This is a genomic window from Acidipila sp. EB88, assembly GCF_003858395.1.
In the GTDB taxonomy this organism is placed as follows: Bacteria; Acidobacteriota; Terriglobia; order Terriglobales; family Acidobacteriaceae; genus EB88.
Genome location: NZ_QWEV01000005.1, coordinates 766946 through 786397 on the forward strand (window position 1 = coordinate 766946; position 19452 = coordinate 786397).

Genomic DNA, 19452 nt, shown 5'->3' on the forward strand with positions numbered 1-19452 from the left:
TTTCGCATCACCGAGGTAAGCACGCTCCCGCGTTGTGCCTCTTCCGGGGAATCCGGGGTGCACTGCTTTCGAGGCATTGGGCCTGCTCGGGCGCCCTGCAGACCAGACCAGGCCAGACGCTTCCGTTTTCAGATGGCTTGTCTTTGGCACACCTGTGTACGATCAGCGGTGCCCTGCGGGCCCTGGAGTCATCATGCGATCGCTTGCGTCTGTCTGCATTTTTGCCGTTGTGTCTGCACTTCCTCTCGCGGCCCAGGTCGTTCCTCCTGAAAACGCCAACGAGGCACGCATCGAGAAACTGCTGCAGCAGATGACGCTCGAGGAGAAGATGAGCCTCATCCGTGGCGAAGTGGAGCCCGATGCCACAAGCCAGGGACAGGCGGGCTTTCTGCCGGGCGTCCCCCGCCTCGGCATTCCAACGCTGCGCATGGCGGACGGCCCTCCCGGGGTGCTGACGCGCATCGCGGGTCAGGCGCAGACCGCGACGATGGGCGTCGCCGCCACCTGGAGCGTGCGGGATGCCGAACTGAATGGCGAAGCGATCGGCAAGGAGGCGCGCTCACTCGGGATCGACGTGGTGCTGCAGCCGTTCATCAACATCGATCGCGACATCACTTTTGCCAGGGCCTACAACACGCTGGGCGAAGACCCCTTCCTGAGCGGCGTCATGGGAGCCGGCGAGGTGCGCGGGGAGCAGGCGCAGGGCGTCATGTCGATGGCCAAGCACTACGTCGGCTATGACACCGACGGCTACAACGTGTACGTGGATCCGCAGACGCTGCACGAAGTGTATGTCGCTCCGTTCGACGCTGCCATCCGTGCTGGCGTCGCTTCGATCATGTGCTCGTACAACAAGCTCAATGGCACCTTTGCCTGCGGTAACAGCGATGTCATGCAGACGGTCCTGCGCGACGAACTGCACTTTAGGGGCTTCGTCACGTCGGACTGGGGCGCCGTGCACAACGTGGACTTCATCAACCATGGCCTGTCGATGGAGATGCCCGGCGAGGTGCCGGACGATAGCCCGTTCGCGGGCATGATGCACACCTACTTTCGCACCGCGCCGGCGCGCACGGCCGCACCCACCAAGCCGAACGAAGCAGCACTTGCGGGCATGCTGGGCGGCACCATCCCCGAGGAGCCGAAAGGCGGCGGCATGGATCTCGGAGCATTTCCGAAGGACTCGGATCCGCGCATCATGCGAGACGTGCTCAAAAGCGGCGTCGTGAGTGAAGCGACAATCACGCAGGCAGCGCGCTATGTGCTGTACGAGATCGACCGCTTCGGCTATCTCGACGGCAAACAGAAGCACGATGTGACGCCGCAGGATTTTGAGGGCAATGGCCGCATTATCGAGAAGACAGCCGAGGATGCAGCGGTGCTGCTCAAGAACGAGGGTGGCGTGCTGCCGTTGAAGCGGGACGATCTTGCGAGCCTCGCGTTGATTGGGCCGACAGCTGGGCAGGTGGCCTCGATCGGGACTTTCGGCGAGCGCTCGCCGGGCGTGACCGAGCGGCAGGTGGGACCGCTCGAAGCACTGAAGAAGCTTGCGCCGGACGCGAAGGTGACCTTTGCCGTCGCGGACGATATGACGGGGAAGCCGATCGACGCGACGATGTTCTCGCATGACGGCAAACCCGGGCTGTTGCGCACCGATGCAGGCGGACAATCCACTACGGACCCCTCGATTGACTTCACCAGGAAGAACGGCAACGCCCTGCCCGCGAACAGCGAGGTGACCTGGAAAGGCCAGCTTACCGTGACCTCGGCTGGTTCGTACTGGCTCTACCTGCAGGCCCTTGGCACGCGCGGCGTGCTCTCGATCGACGGCAAGGAAGTGGGACGAACGGGTGCGGTGAAAGGCACGGTGCACGGCGATGTGCAGCATGCCTCGCAGGATAACGGCCTGCCAACGACTGACGGCCTCGACAACGTGCGTCGTGCCGTGGAGTTGTCGAGCGGAGCACACGCGATAGAGGTCAAGACCACCCTCGACACCTCGAACCTGCCTGTGCAGATTCGGCTCGGCTGGAGCACACCGGCGAGCCGCAAGGCCGATCACGATGCGGCGATCGCAGCAGCGAAAGCCGCGAAGACCGCCGTGGTGTTTCTGTGGACCCGCGGCAAGCCGGCCTTTGCACTGCCGGGCGACCAGGACCAGTTGGTTGAAGACATCGCCGCGGTCAATCCCAACACGATCGTGGTGCTGAATACGAGCGAGCCCATCGCGATGCCCTGGCTTCCACGGGTCAAAGGGGTGCTCGAGATGTGGTGGCCGGGCGACGAAGGCGGCTGGGCAACCGCCAAGACACTGCTGGGGCAAAGCAATCCGGGGGACGTCTTCCCATCACGTGGGCGAAGCAGCTGGGCGACTATGCGGCCACTTCGCCGGCACACCCGGAGCGCTCTGCCAAGGGCGTCGATGGCAAAACAACCTTTTCGGAAGGAGTGCTGGTGGGGTATCGCTGGTTCGACGAGCAGAAGATCGAGCCACTGTTCCCGTTCGGCTATGGCCTTTCCTACACGCACTTTGCGCTGTCCGGGCTGAAAGCCAGGACCAATGCTGATGGTGGCGCGACCGTGACGATCCACGTGAAAAACGCCGGCAGCCTCGCGGGCGACGCCGTGCCCGAAGTCTACCTGGCAGCACCGGCGACCAGGCCCGAGGGTGCGCAGTTTGCACCCAGAACCCTCGCCGCTTTTGACCGGGTTTCACTCAAGGCCGGCGAAGAGCGCGACGTCACGCTCGAGGTAAAACCACGTGCGTTCGAGTACTGGTCTGTGCAGGACAAGGCGTGGAAGAAGCCGGCCGGCGTACGCACGATCCTGGCTGGCGGCTCGTCGCGCGACCTGCCGCTGAGCGCGGAGGTCCGGTAAGCGGCGACTGCTTAGGCTTCCGCGCATCCCGGGTAAGCAGGTCCGTCGCCTCGCCAGCCGCGCATACCGGGCGCTGCAGGTGCGGGTCAAGCGTGCAGCGGTGTGGCGTCGCCCGGGGCGTAGAAGCCGTGGCCGCGCAGAATACGCTGCCCTTCGTCGCCACGCAGCAGCGCAAGAAAGTCTGAAGCCCCTTTTGGATTTGCCGCCTGCTTCAAGCAGGCGGCGTAGAACACCAGCGGCTCCGGGTAGAACGTCTTGTCGTTTAGAGCGAGCGAAATCTCGGGGTGCTCACTGCGAACGTTCTGCCGGCTCAGGTTCACATCCTCCGGCAAGGCAAGAAACGGCTGTCCGCTGTTGGCGGGGCCGCTCCTGTAAACAGCCATCACATCCACGTCCCCGCTCGCAAACAGGGCCTGCCCATTGCCCCGGGGAGCACCTGCGCGGGGTTTAGCGGCGAGCCCAGCACCGTCTCAACCAGGTTCGGCACGTTGTACTTCTTCGCCGCAATCATCAACGCAAACAGAAAAGCACGCCCGCTTGGGTCAGCCGAAGGATTGGAGCGCGCGATGCGCAACCCGGGAGTCTGCAACAGCTCCCACCAGTTCCCATGGCCCTGCCGGGCCTGCTCGAACTGCGCAGCAAACCGGCTTTTCGGGCTGCAGATCAACACGAGCTCCGTGCGCGCCACCGGGTACGCCATCTCCGCCCGCCCAGCCCGGAGCACGGTGACCACCGGGGACGCCGTGATCGAGACGAAAAGGTCAGCGCTCAGAGATCCGTTGATGAGCGCATGCGCCACAGCGTCTGCCCCTTCCGTGTGACTGCCGAGTTCGAGGTGCAGCCACTGTGCGGCGGCCAGCTTGAGCGGGCCTTCCAGCATGGCGCGAAACGATCCGGCAGATGCCACCGACAGGGAGCCCGCCGCGTCCTTACCCTCAGATGGCGCTGGGTTCTGCGCGTACAGAGTGCCCGGCGCCAGGGATAGGCCAGCCATAGACCATGCGAAGTTGCCCAGAAACACCCTGCGGCTTGAATTGAAACTGATCATGATATCGATTCTAGACAGCTTATTCTGCAAGGCGCAGGCAAACTCGTGCTTTCGAATCGTGTCTCATCAGCGCGGCCGGTCAATGCCTCGACTGGCCACGGAGTGCAGCGTGAAGCCGGGGAGGACTTCACTCCCCGAAGGTGGGTGTTCGTGGTATCGAGGTATATTTTGGGCAAAATGGGTACGGGTTACCATTGATGACCATAGGTGCCATGTGGTAACACTTGGGCAAGCTTGTAACAGAGCTGAGGAACATCACACAGACGCCGAGGTGACCATGTTAGTAGCAGTGAGTGTTGCCATGATGATGGCGTGCAGTGCATGCGTTGTCGGTTCCATGATTAAAGCCGGAATGGGTTCGGAAGAATAGCTCCACGCGCGGAGGAGGCTTGCGCGTGGCGACACGCTGTCCCGATCCGTTGACAGCCCTATCAAGATTTCGGGCCGGCAGGACGCCTCCCGCTCCTGCGTGCGCCTGAACTTCCCCGAGTAGACAGCAGCAAAGACCGCCGTGAGCCGCCCCATCGCGTCCGCCACGCAGCCCACACATTCTGGACAGAGCCATCGGTGCACGTCCCGCTCTAGCGCATAGCCGGCAAATGCTGTGCATCGGCTGCCACCGCCAGCACGCACCTCCCCTCCCGCGAATCCTTCATCCAAGGCACGCGCCGCGAGCCCCGGCACCTGCCCAAGCTACCGGCACCCTTGGTTGTTCCTGATTGTGATTGCAGGCAGTGCCCTTACACTTGAACCCAACTCGGCTACTTCGGAGCAGGTATCGTATGAAACGTTCTCGTCTGCTGGTGGCTCTTCCCTTTGTACTTGCCTCCCTGACCCGCGCATCCACACCGATCGCCAGCAGCGAACCGCCCCCCAGTCCTGCATCGTCCGCTTTGGACGCGGACCTTGCGGTGAATGCTGCCAAGGTGCCGGGCGTTGACATAGGCGCGCAAGTAAACAACGCGATCCTTGCGCTGCCCACGCCAGCCGTGGCATCGGGTGACACGGTTCAGCATTGCGGAGTGGTCGAGATCCCGCAGAACGCGTACACATTCTCGACTACGATCATCAAGCCAAACTGCGTCACGCTGGAAGGAAACGGGGCAAAGCTGAGCTACACCGGCAAAGGATACGGGATCATTTCGGCTTCCCCGGTGCTAGGCGGAGCCGCTACCCTCGCGAATGCTGTAGGCGGCATCAATAACCTGTGGCTCTTTGGCGGCGCAAACCTGTCGGCCGGTCCAACCACAAGCAATGGCCTGGCAGGCCTGCTCGTGGGAGGAGACCCCTCAGGTGCAACACCGGCTAACTACGGCGCACAGCACCAGACCTACAACAACATGCATATCGAAGGCTGGCAGAACGGCGTCTTCATCGGCCGTCTGTCGTCGCTCGACTCTTTCCATGGCGGGGACATCAACAACAACGGCAATGGCATCTGGTACCCGATCAACGCCACGTTCGGGTCGGGCGAGGATTACTCCTTTTTCGGTACGGAGATCAACAACTCCTACAGCACGGGGATCCTGAATGATGGCTGCGGTGAGTTCCGCATGCATGGCGGTTCCATCGACTACACAGGCGGCGTACCCGGGCAGCCTTTCTACAAAGGGGTAAAGCCTGCTCTCTCCGGACAGTGCGTGGACTTCCAGGCATTTGGAACGCACATCGAGCAGGATGGCGGCCCTATGCTGCAGGTGCAGCATGGCGCCGTTTCGCTCTTTGGCGGCGAGTTATATGCTTCGTCAAAGACCGCTACCCGGACCTCCTACATCAACGTAGTGGGCAGCGCGATCTCCAAGATCGAGAGTTGGGGAACGCAGTACTCTGCGGATCACCCGATGAATAGCAACGTCTCCTGGAACCAGACGGTCAAGGGCGGCGCCGTGTCTTTGCATGGCACACAGCTGGATGATTCGTGTGTCGCTCCCGTCACCGGCAATGTGAACAACGTAACGAACTGGGATGTTGTGAAGAACAACCAGGCGTTTGGTCCTTCCTCGCGTGCGGCCGCAGGCGGCGTTGGTGGGAACGGTATGCCCGCCAGCCTGCAGAGCGGGAAGCGGGCCGAGCTGGTCCGTTACAACGATGCAGGCATGCGCACCACGGGAGGCTTCACGACTCCGGCCGATTCCGGCGGAGCAGGCGCAGAAGATGCTGAACAGGTGCGGGCAAACGACATGGCTCACGAAACGAACGAAGTGGCGATCTCGTCGACCCACCTGACTCACCCGACATGGACGAGTGGCCCCTCGGCACCCGCGCATGCCTGCACAAGCGGCTCGCTCTACTCCGATACGGCACCGGCAGCAGCCCACACACTCTGGGTCTGCCAGGCAGGGTCGTGGGTAGCCAAATAGCGGCTGCCGGTTTCCCTGTACGGCCGACAACCGGAATCACTGAAGCCGCGTCGCGAGTCAGCATCCTGACAGGAACAGGTGTTACCAGCCAGTGCTCTCAGCCGCTGCAGCGTGCGTGGCGAGATTCGAGGTACTGGCAGCAGCACCACCCGGGAGCAGGTGGCACGCGATGACATTGGTCCGCCGGGAGACGCCGGCCATCGTGTCGGTCTGCAGCAGGATTTCGAAGTGCCGCGAGGTGCCAGCACCCTTGAGCCCACACGCCTGCAGCGTCGCTGCCATCCGGGGCAAGTCCGCGACAAACTCTCCTGCGGCTCCGGTCGCTTCGCCATCAGCCCCTGCGAGCAGCAGGACTTCGCCGTTCTGATCCGGGTTCTGCACGAAGGCGATGATTGCGTAGGAGTAGCCCGTGCCCCCGCCATTGGCACTCGGAATGTACTCGACCTGCTCGGACTTCTGCGGGCGGGCGTTGCGAATGAACTCAGAGCCCATCTTCGGGTTGAACACGAACTGGAAGTCCAGCGCGCTTGCAACCGCTGAAAACCACGGGTTCGATCGAGGACTGCCCAGGAAGATGAAGTTGTCATTGTTGCTCAGGAAGGCGAGTTGAAAACTCCTCGCTGTCTGCACAGCGAGCTTCTTTGAAAACGTCTGGGCGATCTGGGCGACCTTTGCGGTGATAGGCAGGTCCGGCGTAGCGGCGGAACTATCTGCCAGCAGCAGAACCCTGCAGAACTTCAACTGTTCGGGCGTCAGTGCATTTGGCTGGGCGATGTACTTATGGTTCGCATAGTCAGACAGAGACAGGTTGGTATGCGTGATTCCTTCGACCGTGTCGATATTCGCGTCACTGGTGATGAGATGTGCCGAGCGCGAGGAGTCAAACAGGGCAGGCCACGGCAGCACGCGCGGTGCGGCTGTTCGATCAGCACTGTTTCTCGCGCCCACAAACCAGCCGCAAAACACCGCGCCGAGTAAAGCTGCGGCGAACGCAACGAGAAGCCAGGGTGACGGCGTGTGAGACGGTGCGGTGATCGCGGGGGTCTGCGGTTGAACGACCTCCGTGGAAATCACACGCGTGCTTTCCTCCGGTGTCGTCGCAAGGTTTGCGTGCGCTTCCATCCGTTGCGTTGGCTCGACCCACGAAGGACCATGTGAGGAGGCGTCGCTTCGGCTCACGCGCGGGATGTACGACCCGAGCGGAAGCTCGATGCGAAACGAACTCTCCGTGCCAAACCAGCCGTAATGCTGCAGGAGTCGCTTGCGTACATCTGAAGCCGTAACCCGCACAATCGCGTCATCGCCGGTGTCGTAGGACGGTTCGCGTTTGAAAAGCCGGATGCCGATCAGTCGCTCTTTGAGTTGATCGAAGTTGCCGGCGATGGACTGTTCAATGACAAACTCGAGAAACTGTGCGCTTCGCTGGCTGCCTTTGAAAGCTGGTCCACCGGTAATCTCTCCCAGGAGCTTTCGAAGAGCGGCAACTGCTTCCGGGGTCCCGATGATCCTGGAGAAAGCATCTTCACCGGCACTGACAGGGGTCCGGGATGGTGTCTGCTTCAAACGCTGAACCCTTTCCATCCGGCGGCAAACTCCATCATCAAGCGCTCACCGCAGATGATTGCGCCACGCGCTGCATCGGTACTTGCAGCGTGGCTGTAAAGGCACGCGCAGACAAGGTGCGTGCAGAACTTCAAAACTGCTCACCGGCAGGGCCGCTCCGGTCATTGCCAAAGCGTCGCAGCCGCAACAGAGGCGCAGCGTTTCAGCCCAACATACCCCAATGCTTTTGAAACCCCTTCGGGTTTGATTTAAACGCCGCCAGAAAATAGGTGTCAAGTTCGCGAGGACCACGCTCGCCCGGGAACGAGCTGCTGCGCCAGCGAGGAGAACCTCGCAGCAAAGTCACCTGTCCACCTGCTCTGTGCATGAAAAAGGCGGCTGGTGGAACAGGCTCGTGGATCGCCTTCGCGGCCTGCAAAGCGGTCGCATGCAGGCCGGTCTCTACCGTTAGGGATCTGGGCAAAAGAGCAAACTGTTTGGAATGAGTAGCTTGTGCGCACGTTAGGCCGCTGGCTAACCTTGCGCACCGGGCTGCCATGAGGCCAACATGGCTACACACACGAACAAGATTGCATGGCACGTTTTCGGAGGCACCAAGTGAGTACTGCGCGCAACCAGCAAGATCCCCGATCCCACGGCGCAAGTCGAGAGAAGCTTCGGTTCATCCTCCATGAGGCTCCGCGGCTTAGCGTCCTGACCTTGAGCCTTTGCCTCGTTTCGACGCCCTTGTTCGCACAGGGCACCAGCGCAAGTGTAAAAGGTGTGATCGCCGACCCGGGCGGCGCAGTGGTGCCCGGCGTGACTGTGACCGCGCTCAACACGGATACGACGCTCAAGCAGACCGTTGTGACATCGGCCTCGGGCCTTTACTCGCTCGCACCCCTGCCGCCCGGGAACTACCGCATCACCGCCACCTTCAAAGATTTCGAGACGCTGACCAAGGTGACCACGCTGACGGTCGGGCAGGCAGCCTCCCTCGACTTCACGCTGCAGGTCGGCCACGCCTCACAGAACGTCACGGTCAACACGGGGCAGATCCTGCTCAACTCGGTCAACGCCGAGATCAGCAATGTGATTGACCAGACCACGATCACGGAGCTGCCGCTCAACGGGCGTGACCCGGCCGGGCTGATCTTCCTGTCGCCAGGCGTCACCAACGTGCTGAATACCCCTGCCGGCACCCTGCCAACCAGTGCTGCCTTCCCCACTGAGGTAGGCGGCTCCAGCAATGGCGGACAGCAAGGCAGCACGTACGCGCTCCTCGACGGCGTGCCAAACATGGACTTCTACGACCTGCTGATGGCGCCATTCCCCAACCCGGATGCCACGCACGCCTTTCGCGCCGTCACCAACAACTACAGCGTGCAGTACGGCTTCTCCCCGTCGGCTGTGATCAGCATCGAGAGCAACTACGGAACCAACAGCATCCACGGCGGCATCTTCGAGTTCATTCGTAATGGCGACCTCAACGCCTCCAACTGGTTCAGCGGCGCCGTCGATGGTCTCAAGCAGAACCAATTCGGCGGCTACATCGGCGCACCGATCCTGAAAGACAAGCTCTTCATCTTCGCCAACTACCAGGGCACCCGCAAGAGCCTGGCCTCAGCCACGCAGACCTCCTACACGCCGACAGCCGCCATGTTGCGAGGCGACTTCAGCGCCCTGCCCCTCACTCTTCACGGACCGTTCACCACGGTCGGCGGCTTGAAGAACCAGGTCAACCCGGCGTTGTTCAGCCCCGCAGCGGTCCAGATTGCCCAGCAGGCACTCCCGCTCGGGCAGGATCCGGCATCTGGCCTGGTGACGTTCTCCGGGCCCACGGTAGACAGCTCACTGAACGAGGGCACCGCACGCCTCGACTACACAATGTCCGACAAGATGCGCTTCTTCATTCGCAGCTTCATCACCAACTTCGACGACCCGTCAGTAAATGTGAACGGCAACATTCTTGCGACAGCCGTGGCAAATGGCGGCCGCTTCTACAACGAAGAGATCAGCAACACCTGGCTCCCGACGCCAAGCCTGGTCAACACCGTATCGGCAGCATGGATCAGCCTCAACGTGACAGACGGCAGCCAGGTGTTCACCAAGGCGGGCACCCCGTTCTGCCTCTCGGAGTACATCAACGTGGCCGACCCGGCTGGCTGCTTCACGATGAACCTGGACGCAAACTTCAGCGGACCCAACGCCCAGCCCAACGCCACAGCGAGAACCACGTGGTGGCTCTCGGACGATGTGATCAAGACGCTTGGCAATCACACGCTCCAGTTTGGCGGCACGTTTGCGCACCAGTACGAAAACAATATGACCGATTATCCCGGTCAGCCCATCGTCGACTTCAACGGCTATGCCACCGGATATGCCAACGCTGACTTCCTCCTGGGAGATGTGGGCAGCTTTACCCAGGGTGCGTTTCAGAACTCGCCCACACGTGGCGTGCAGTTCGCGCTCTACGGGCAGGACCAGTACCACGCCAGCAAGAACCTGACGCTGACGGCGGGGCTCCGCTGGGAGCCCGATTGGGCAGCGACCTCGATCAATGGCGGCGCCGGCTTCGTCCCTGGGCAGCAGAGTGTCCGCTACCCCAATGCTCCCACCGGCCTGATCTTTCCGGGGGACAAGGGACTCAGCTCCACGCTTCGCCCATCCAGCAACACGTACTTCGAGCCCCGCCTGGCTGCTGCCTACCAGGCGAATCCAAACACCGTGGTCCGTGCAGGCTTCGGGATCTTTGTCGCCCCGCTGTCCTGGTCCTTTTACAACCATGTGATTGGCGTGGCGCCGATCGCGCCTCTTTACAACTTCTCGGCCTCCGCGACCAACCCCATCTCGTTTGAGAACCCCTGGGCAAACTTCGCGCCTACTGGCGGCAAGAGCCCCTTCCCTTCCTTCGAAACCAATCCCAACGTTCCCGCAAGCCAGGCGATCTTTCTCAACCCCACGGCGGTCGGAGCAGTCTTCGCGCCCAACTTCCGGCTGGGTGTGACGCAGACCTGGAACGCGTCTGTGGAGCAGCAGTTAAGCCGCGTGGTCGCGCTGCATCTCGCCTATGTCGGTAGCCAGACCTATCACCAGTCCACGGTGCTCGATCTGAATCCCGGCATACTTGGCAACCGCTCCAATGCGAACTTCCAGTCGATCTCGCAGATGAACGACGAAGGCACAGCGTCGTACCACTCCCTGCAGGCCGGCCTGACAACCCAGGTGTTCCACGGCTTGAAAGCGGACACCCACTTCACGTGGTCGAAGACGCTTGCTTTGAGCGACTCAGGAAACACGGCATACCACGGCGGAATCGCCGATCCGTACCAGGACCCGGCCGACAAGCGCTTCAACTACGGCATCTCGTCGCTCAGCATTCCGCTCGTGTCCGTGTCGGACTTTATCTACACCTCGCCTTCGCTTACAGGACGCAGTGCCCTGCTCAAGACCGTCGCCGGGGCATGGGAGATCAGCGGCATCTGGACCGCGCAGTCCGGTTACCCGTTCTCGATCAGCGGCGGCAATGGCGGAGACAGCTCCGGGTCGCTGCAGTACGGCGATCGCGCCGATGTCGTGAGCGGGCAAGGCGTCAATGCCCATCAGGGAACGAAGGCTCAGTGGATCGCGCACTACGTCAATCCCTCGGCGTTCGCGTCGAATGCTGTGGGCACCTTTGGCAACAGCGGCAAGAACCTGCTCAACGGACCCGGCCAGAACTCGTGGGACATGGCGATGATGAAGAACTTCAAGCCGGTCGGCGAACGGTATGACCTGCAATTTCGCTGGGAGATGTTCAACGCCTTCAACCATCCGAACTTCGGGCTGCCGGACAACACAGTGACCGACCCGAACTTCGGACAGATCACCTCGATCGGGCCCATCGCTCCGCGCGTGATGCAGGGAGCGCTCAAGCTCTCCTTCTAGCTTCGCGCTTTCCTTTTCGGTGACACCGCCAGGCGTCACCGCGAGTAATCTTCGTCAGGCGCATGCGCCGGTCTTGTTCGCCGGGGAGCAGGTGTGACAGATTGGACTTAGCCGTAACACTGCGCCTGTGATGTCACAAAGGAATGAGGATCGTCCTGCCCCGATCGATTGCACAAAGCCTGCTGCTGCTCTTTGCACTGTCCACACCATGCGCGCTCGCCCAGGTCGAGTATGTTGATCCAACCATCGGCAACGTGGCCATCCTGCTCGCGCCTACCCGGCCGGCGGTGTACCTGCCCAACAGCATGGTGAGAATGTACCCGCTGCGTGAGGACGCGCTCGACGGCCGCATCCAGGCATTCCCTCTGACCATCAACGCTCATCGCGGCGACGCGCTTTTCAGCATCATGCCTGGGAACGGCGCCCCGGCTGCGTACGACCAGGAGGTCACAACTCCTTACTTCTACTCGACCCGGTTTCGCACGTCCGGCGTCACCACGGAGTTCACCGCGACCGAGCGATGTGGCTATTTCCGGTTCACCTTTCCGACGGGCGAGGCCTCGCTGGTGCTTGCCACTCACATCGCCGGCGACCTGTCTCTCGCCGACGGCAATATCATCCGCGGCGAAGAACAGTTCAACGGGATGAAGGCGTACGTGTACGGCGTGTGGAGCGAACCGGTCTCGGCTGCGCACGAGCAGAATGGAGCGAACACGAGTCTGAAGCTCTCGGCCAAGGCCGGCGCCCTGGAGTTCCGCTACGCGATCTCATTCATCAGCACCGACCAGGCAAAGCAGAACCTTCAGCATGAAATGCCGTCCAATGACTTTGCGGCGATCAAGGCCGCGGCGAAGTCTCGCTGGAATGACACGCTCGGCCGCATCACCGTGGAAGGCGGAACAGAAGCGCAACGCCGCGTCTTTTACACCGCGCTGTACCGCAGTTCCGAGCGCATGATCAACATCACCGAGGACGGCAGGTACTACAGCGGCTTCGACCACCGCGTCCACACCGACGCACGCCCCTTCTACGTAGACAACTGGTTATGGGACACGTTCCGCGCGCTGGAGCCGCTGCAGACGCTGCTTCATCCGTCCATGGAAGCGGACAAGCTGCAGTCCTACGTGCGCATGTATCAGCAGGGTGGCATCATGCCCACGTTTGCGAACGTCTCTGGGCCGGTGGCCTGCATGAACGGCAACCATGCCGCGCCCTGGTTCGCAGATGCGTGGTTCAAAGGCATCCACAACTTCGACCTGCCGACGGCGTATGAGGGCGTGCGCAAGCGATCACTGGACAGCACGCTGCTGCCCTGGCGACTCGGGCCGAAGACTCCGCTCGATGATTTCTATGCGGCGCACGGCTACATGCCGGCATTACGTCCCGGCGAGCAAGAAACCTATCCGCAGGTGCACCCGTTTGAGAAGCGCCAGCCGGTGCCGGTAACGCTCGGCAACAGCTTCGACGACTGGTCGATCGCGCACCTTGCAGGCGTGCTCAACAAGCCCGACGACGAGCGGACCTTCCTGACCCGCGCCGCAAACTACAAGAATCTTTTTCGGCCAGAGAAGGGTTTGATGTGGCCGAAGGATGATGCCGGCCGCTGGATTGAACCGCTCGATCCCAAGTTCGGTGGGGGCATGGGCGGACGGGATTACTACGACGAAAACAACGCGTACACCTACACTTGGGATGTTGGCCATGACTACGCCGGGTTGATCGAGATGATGGGGGGCACCGGTAAGGCCGAGGCAAACCTTGATCAACTCTTTCGCGAGCCCCTTGATCATTCGCGCTACGAATTCCAGTCGAAGTTCCCCGATTCCACATCGATGGTGGGTCAGTTTTCGATGGGCAACGAGCCAAGCTTTGCCATCCCGTACATCTACGATCGGCTGGGCGCGCCGTGGAAAACACAGGAGCGCATCCGCATGCTCCTGGACGCGTTCTTTACCGACACTTTGCAGGGCATTCCAGGCGATGAGGACGGTGGCGGCATGAGCGCCTTTGTGGTGTTCTCAATGATGGGTTTTTATCCCGTGACCCCGGGCATTCCAACCTATGACATCGCAAGCCCTGTCTTCCGGAAGGTCACACTCCACCTCGAAAACGGCAAGGAGTTTGTGATCGTTGCGCACAACGCATCCCGGGCAAACAAGTATGTGCAGGGCATCCTTCTTAATGGAAGGCCGTTGAACGCCGTGTGGTTTCGTCATGCCGACATCGCGCAGGGCGGCACGCTGGAGCTGACCATGTCGGACACGCCGAATCGCGAGCTTGGCGCAGCGCCCTCGTCCTTCCCACCCGATGCACTCAGCGTTCGACCTTGGACGTTTTAAGCAGCAGCAGCCTTCTTCGTCTGGATCGCATGCACGTTGGGCAGTTTCGCATGCTTTGCCCGGACCTCCTCGGCTGCTGCTACCAGCGCTCTGAATCGTCCTTCGGAACGTTGCCCACCAGTTTGCTGCGGATGCCGTTCACGGTCGTGCCTGCATGCGCAAAGTTGGGGGACAGGTTAGCGTTGAACTCCGCCGGAAAGTTAAGTGCAGGCCTGGACACAGCATCCAGCCTGCGCACCTGGTCTGGCGTCAGTACCAAGTCGAGTGCTCGCAAGTTTGCCTGGAGATGCTCCACTGTGCGAGCGCCCAGCACGGTGCTGGCTACGCCCGGTCGCCGCTGTACCCAGGCCAAAGCGACGGTGGGCACATCGCTGCTGACTTCGTTGGCAATCTCTTCGGCCGCATCGATGATGTCCAGCTGCCTTTCAGTCAGCTCCCCGACAAAGGTCCCGCGATAGCCCTGCATCTTCTGGCCGTTTGTGCGCGTGTACCTGCCGGACAAAGCACCCATCTTGAGCGGACTCCACGGCAGAACGCCCAGGCCAAGCTCGTCTGCCATAGGTACTAATTCGCCCTCGACCGTGCGCTCCATCAGGGAGTACTCGACCTGCAGCGCGATCAGCGGCGCCCAGCCGCGAAAGTGCGCGAGCATTTGCGCCTGCGCCACCTTCCATGCGGGTGCGTCCGAGAAGCCGAGGTAGCGCACCTTGCCTGCGGTGACCAGATCGTCGAGTGCACGCATGGTCTCGTCCACCGGAGTAAACCTGTCCCAGTTATGCAGGTAGTACAGGTCGATGTAATCAGTCTTGAGGCGGCGCAGCGACTCTTCGCACTGAGCCACGATCGCCTTGCGTCCGGCGCCTCCGCCATTCGGATCGCCGGCGAATAAGTTGAAGAAGAACTTGGTTGCAAGCACCACGCGATCACGCTGTGCGCGCTTCTGTGCGAAGTAGTCGCCAATGATCGCTTCGGAATGGCCCCGCGTGTAGCTGTTGGCTGTGTCGATGAAGTTGCCGCCCGCCTCAAAATAGTGAGACAGCACGGCGTTGGACTCGTCTACGTCTGCACCCCAACCCAGATCATTGCCAAAGGTCATTCCACCGAGGCAGAAGGGACTCACGCGCAACCCGGAACGGCCCAGGGTGATGTACTCGTTCAAAGGCATGTTGATTCCTCTCAGTCTCAGTAGATGTCGCCTGCAGCCCATCCACACCATGCATTGTTAGAATGGCCTCCATGAGCACGGTGCATCTGCGTGGAATTGACCTCAACCTCCTGGTGCCCCTTCACGCGCTGCTTGAAGAGCGGAACGTGACACGCGCGGCAAAGCGCATCCATCTGACACAGTCTGCAATGAGCCGCGCCTTGGAACGTTTACGCGAAGCGCTGCGGGATGACCTTCTTGTAAGATCCGGAGGCCAGTACGAACTGACGCCGAGAGCAGAAGACCTGCTGCAGGAGTTAGCCCTGCTGGTGCCGCGCCTCGAGCAGTTCTGGAGAGGAGACGCTTTTTTTCCCGAGACCACGAGTGGACGTATGCGGCTCGCCATGACGGACTATGCGGCCGCGGTGGTGCTGCCGCATCTGATCGCTGCATGCGCTCGTCAGGCACCAGGCCTCGCGATTGAAGTCGTTCCCTGGCACGAGCGCTCGTACGAGGACCTGGGTGCGGCAAAAGTCGATCTCGTGTTCAGTCCACTCGCCGTGCCACAGGGCTACTGCATCGAAACGCTTTTTCAGGAGCGTTTTGTCTGTCTTTCTGGCAAGCGCCTAGTTGCCACCACGAAGTCGCTGAGCCTGGCTCGCTTTATGCATTGCCGGCACATTTCCGTGGAGACGGAGCCTAATCAGCAGAATCTGATCGACCGGGCGCTGGCCGAGTTAGGTCTCAGGCGAACCGTGTCGCTCCGTCTGCCTTTTTTGTTGCCGGCGATCCAGGTGCTGCTGCATTCGGACCTTCTGCTCACGACACCGCTTCGGCTGGCGCGGCTAGCGTGCGAACAGGCCGATCTGCACATTGTGCAAGCCCCTGCGGAACTCCCCACTTTTCAGTACGCAAGCGTGTGGCATCCCCGCCTTCAGCGTGAGCCAATGCAGGCCTGGTTCCGTTTGCTGGTGACGCAAATCTGCAAGCAGCACCTCGCGCACAAAGATCAGCGTAGCCGCCCGGGCAACGCTGGCGATTCGGCGGATCGTGTCGTTGCTCGCAAGTACCCCATGCAGAAGCGAGCAACGAGGGAGTGAGGCCATGTACCATGGGCGGCACAAGATCCCGAACGCTAGCGCTGCTGCGCACCATCATGCATACCGTCGTGATCCGCAAAGACGTGCTGGCACAGCATCCGGCACTCGCGCAGGCTGTCTACAAAGGTTTTGCGACGCGAAAGAGGCGGCCGTCTAGGAGTATGGACACGGCCACATCTTCAACAACATGGGGACCATGCTTCCATGGTTCAGCCACCTTCTGGAAGAGGACAAGGCGCTGCTTGGCCGCGACTGGTGGCCTTACGGCATCAAAGCAAACCAAACCGCGCTGGAAGCCTTGCTCCGCTACCAGCACGAGCAAGGCATTACAAACCGCCTGTTCACGATTGAAGAAATCTTTAAGCCAGAACTTCTTCATACCTAGGGTCTTGGAACCGCGTGAAGTATCTGCAATGCTTCACACACCAAGCCCGCCTCCCTGCCCTTGGCAGCAGCCGGGTGCCGCACTGTCTCGAGGCTTCTCTGCGCTCCCAGCGTGCTCATGGAGCCGGCCACCTGATAGCGTACTCTTGCTCACGCAAACGCCTGGATCCAGAGCATCACCACAGTAGCGGATCGATGCTTGTCGGCCGCTCTGCCGACCAGGAGATAACCTGGCCGCTCATTGCCAAAGCACGGCCAGAAGAGAGGAATCGGGATGACTATTTCACGCGTTGCCGGCTGCCTGCTGATTTGCCTGCTGAGCGCCGTGCACCTGCATGCTGCCGCGACTATGCTCGCGGATCGTTGGAGCCCGGAGCGTGCAAACCAGTGGTATGCCAGTCAGCCCTGGCTCGTCGGGGCAAACTACATTCCATCGGACGCGATCAATCAGTTCGAGATGTTCCAGGCAGCGACGTTCAACCCCGCACTCAACGACAAAGAGCTGGGAATGGCAGAGTCGATCGGGATGAACACCGTTCGTGTTTTCCTGCAGGATCAGCTTTGGGAAGCCGACCCGGAGGGATTCAAGGCCCGCTTGTCGCAGTTCCTTTCCATCGCTGCCCGGCACCATATTCGACCCATGTTGGTGTTGTTCGACTCCTGCTGGGAAACAAATCCGAAGCCCGGGCCACAACATCCCCCGATCCCGGGTATTCACAATTCAGGGTGGGTGCAAAGTCCCGGTAAGCAGCGCCTGCTCGACACACACGTAGAGCCGAAACTGGCGGCGTACGTGGAGGGCGTGGTGGGCACTTTCGCACAGGATCAACGTGTACTCGCCTGGGACATCTGGAACGAGCCGGATAACCAGGGCGGCGACACAGCCGACGATGTTGCCGCCAAGGTCAAGCGCGTCGATGAGCTCCTGCCGAAGGCCTTTACCTGGGCGCGGAGTGTGCACCCCAGCCAGCCGCTCACAAGCCCGCTGTGGGTGGGAGACTGGCACGACCCCGCAAAGGAAAGCGCGACCACCAGGATCCAGTTAGAGGAATCGGATGTGATTTCTTTTCACGATTACGGATGGCCCGAGGTTTTCGAGAGCCGCATACAGGAGCTGCAGTCGACCGGCAGACCCCTGCTTTGCACCGAATACATGGCCCGAGGCGCAGGCAGCACCTTTGACGGCTCTCTGCCAGTCGCAAAGCAGTACCACGTGGCCGCGATCAACTGGGGCCTGGTCGCTGGAAAGACGCAGACTTATCTGCCGTGGGACTCATGGCAGAGGCCGTATGTGCTGGTTCAGCCTACAGTCTGGTTCCACGAGGTGTTTCGGCAGGATGACACTCCGTACCGGCAGCATGAGGTGGACCTGATCCGGCAGCTAACACAACGAGGGTCGCGGTAAGGACGCGCTGGAAGTATGGCGCGGCATCGGCGTCACGGCAGTGCGTGCGTGACCCTATGTGGTTGCATAAGGAACGGGTACGATCGGCCTTCGTACCCTGAATTAGTCCATGATGACTAGCCGCGCGGTGTTTGGATGGTCGGAGGCCCCACCCATCCTCATGCCCGGCGGAGTGCAGCGCGCCCGGGTGGTACCAGCTCAAGGCAGCGTTCACCGCGCGACGAAGTGTTGGCTGATCAGCCACTGCTGAAACATCGCCGGCCACGCGCTCTCCTCGGGTATGCCGATGGCCAGACCAGCACCATGTTCACCATGCGTGAACAGATGTGCCTCAACCGGAATGCCCTTCGCCTTCAACGCTGATACGAACAGCACACTGTTCTGCGGACTTATTTTTGCGTCGTCCATGCTTTCGAAGAGAAAGACTGGTGGCGTGTGCGAAGTTACATTTTCCTCGCCGGAAAGGTATGTCTGCAGATGCTTCAGTTCCGGTCCTTCGTAGTCGCGCAGGAGGTTTCGATAAGAACCGGATGGTGGGACGCTGACCGGGTCCATCGAGATGACCGGGTAGCCCAGCGCCAAAAGATTTGGGCGTCCTTCCTCCGCATCTATGGCGTCATGGACAGGCAGGCCAAAGTCAGTCGCTGAGTGCAGGGCAAGCGTACTCGCCAGATGTCCGCCCGCAGAGAAGCCGAGCAGCGCGATGCGTTGCGGATCGACGCCGAGACCGGCTGCGCGTGCACGGACAAGCTTTAGAGCACGCTGCCCGTCCCACATGGGCACAGGGTAGCGATAGGTTCCATCTGGTTGCGCAAGCCGGTAGTACAGCACAAATGTCGTGATGTGCAAGGTTTGCGACAGGTACGCTGCGACTGGGGCCTGCTCCCTGGCATCGGTGAGTCGGTCGTACCCGCCACCGGGAATGAGAAGAACGGCAGGCGCGGCAGACGAGCCCCCCAACGCTGGGAATACGCGCAGAAACGGGATATCCCTGCATGGGTCTTCTCCCGCTGCCCCGGGTGCACGACCCTCCCATAGCCGGAGTTCCATTCGATCTCCCGGGACATAGCAGTTGATAGACGCGATAGCAGCCGCTGAGGAATCGGCACGTTCGTGTCGCCGTGTTTGTGCGGAAAGTTGACAGCAGGAAGATAGAAGCAGAAGAGCAGCAGTCCAAACAAAGCCAGACTTGATGGGGTTGATCATTCTCGTTCTTTCGATGGCGAAGCCAGGCGTTTGGTTCTGTGAACCGCGTTCTGTCGAAATGTTGTCCGCCGAGTGTCTCGTCGTGTGGATCGTTGCGCGCTCTTAGCCCGTCGGTCCAGC

Annotated in this window: 13 protein-coding genes; 8 read left to right on the forward strand and 5 right to left on the reverse strand. The window is 61.1% G+C overall.

The features are described from left to right. Positions 1-193: 193 nt before the first annotated feature. Positions 194-2548, forward strand: coding sequence for a glycoside hydrolase family 3 protein (locus D1Y84_RS04045; protein WP_233581098.1), 2355 nt, complete (start codon positions 194-196; stop codon positions 2546-2548). Next, entirely contained in the window at positions 2455-2877 is a 423-nt protein-coding gene (locus tag D1Y84_RS18335; RefSeq protein ID WP_233581100.1) for a fibronectin type III-like domain-contianing protein, read from the forward strand. The genes D1Y84_RS04045 and D1Y84_RS18335 overlap by 94 nt, the downstream gene beginning before the upstream one ends. 86 nt (positions 2878-2963) lie before the next feature. Here D1Y84_RS18335 and D1Y84_RS18630 read toward each other — a convergent pair whose 3' ends face one another. Then, positions 2964-3260 (reverse strand): substrate-binding domain-containing protein, encoded by a 297-nt coding sequence (locus tag D1Y84_RS18630; protein WP_124847381.1) that lies wholly within the window; start codon positions 3258-3260, stop codon positions 2964-2966. Beyond that, a complete protein-coding gene (locus tag D1Y84_RS18635) occupies positions 3260-3925 on the reverse strand; it encodes a substrate-binding domain-containing protein (RefSeq protein WP_124847382.1) in 666 nt (221 codons plus the stop codon). Before D1Y84_RS18635 ends, D1Y84_RS18630 begins: the two co-directional genes overlap by 1 nt. 782 nt (positions 3926-4707) lie before the next feature. Here D1Y84_RS18635 and D1Y84_RS04060 point away from each other — a divergent pair. Then, entirely contained in the window at positions 4708-6285 is a 1578-nt protein-coding gene (locus D1Y84_RS04060; protein WP_124847383.1) for a hypothetical protein, read from the forward strand. 81 nt (positions 6286-6366) lie between these two features. Here the strand turns inward: D1Y84_RS04060 and D1Y84_RS04065 are convergent, their stop codons facing one another. Next, positions 6367-7848, reverse strand: coding sequence for a hypothetical protein (locus tag D1Y84_RS04065; RefSeq protein WP_124847384.1), 1482 nt, complete (start codon positions 7846-7848; stop codon positions 6367-6369). A gap of 699 nt (positions 7849-8547) precedes the next feature. Here D1Y84_RS04065 and D1Y84_RS04070 point away from each other — a divergent pair. Both D1Y84_RS04070 and D1Y84_RS04075 read left to right on the forward strand, forming a co-directional pair. Next, entirely contained in the window at positions 8548-11754 is a 3207-nt protein-coding gene (locus D1Y84_RS04070) for a TonB-dependent receptor (protein ID WP_158615307.1), read from the forward strand. Between the two features lie 143 nt (positions 11755-11897). Then, positions 11898-14093: a GH92 family glycosyl hydrolase gene (locus D1Y84_RS04075; protein WP_124847386.1), complete on the forward strand. Its 2196-nt coding sequence runs from the start codon at positions 11898-11900 to the stop codon at positions 14091-14093. A 79-nt stretch (positions 14094-14172) separates the two neighbouring features. On the opposite strand, the gene D1Y84_RS04080 is transcribed toward D1Y84_RS04075, so the two are convergent. After that, the gene (locus tag D1Y84_RS04080; protein WP_124847387.1) at positions 14173-15258 is read right to left on the reverse strand and encodes an aldo/keto reductase; all 1086 of its coding nucleotides are present in this window, start codon (positions 15256-15258) and stop codon (positions 14173-14175) included. A 71-nt stretch (positions 15259-15329) separates the two neighbouring features. On the opposite strand from D1Y84_RS04080, the gene D1Y84_RS04085 reads away from it, so the two are divergent. The 3 genes from D1Y84_RS04085 (at position 15330) to D1Y84_RS04095 (ending at position 18126) form a co-directional block, all read left to right on the forward strand. Next, positions 15330-16337 carry a LysR family transcriptional regulator gene (locus D1Y84_RS04085; RefSeq protein WP_158615308.1) on the forward strand — a complete coding sequence of 336 codons (1008 nt, stop codon included), beginning with the start codon at positions 15330-15332 and terminating at the stop codon, positions 16335-16337. 196 nt (positions 16338-16533) lie between these two features. Next, positions 16534-16722, forward strand: coding sequence for a hypothetical protein (locus tag D1Y84_RS04090; protein ID WP_124847389.1), 189 nt, complete (start codon positions 16534-16536; stop codon positions 16720-16722). Between the two features lie 273 nt (positions 16723-16995). Then, on the forward strand, positions 16996-18126 hold the full coding sequence (locus D1Y84_RS04095; protein WP_124847390.1) for a cellulase family glycosylhydrolase: 1131 nt from the start codon (positions 16996-16998) through the stop codon (positions 18124-18126). A gap of 210 nt (positions 18127-18336) precedes the next feature. Here the strand turns inward: D1Y84_RS04095 and D1Y84_RS04100 are convergent, their stop codons facing one another. After that, entirely contained in the window at positions 18337-19332 is a 996-nt protein-coding gene (locus tag D1Y84_RS04100; RefSeq protein ID WP_124847391.1) for an alpha/beta hydrolase, read from the reverse strand. Positions 19333-19452 lie beyond the last annotated feature (120 nt).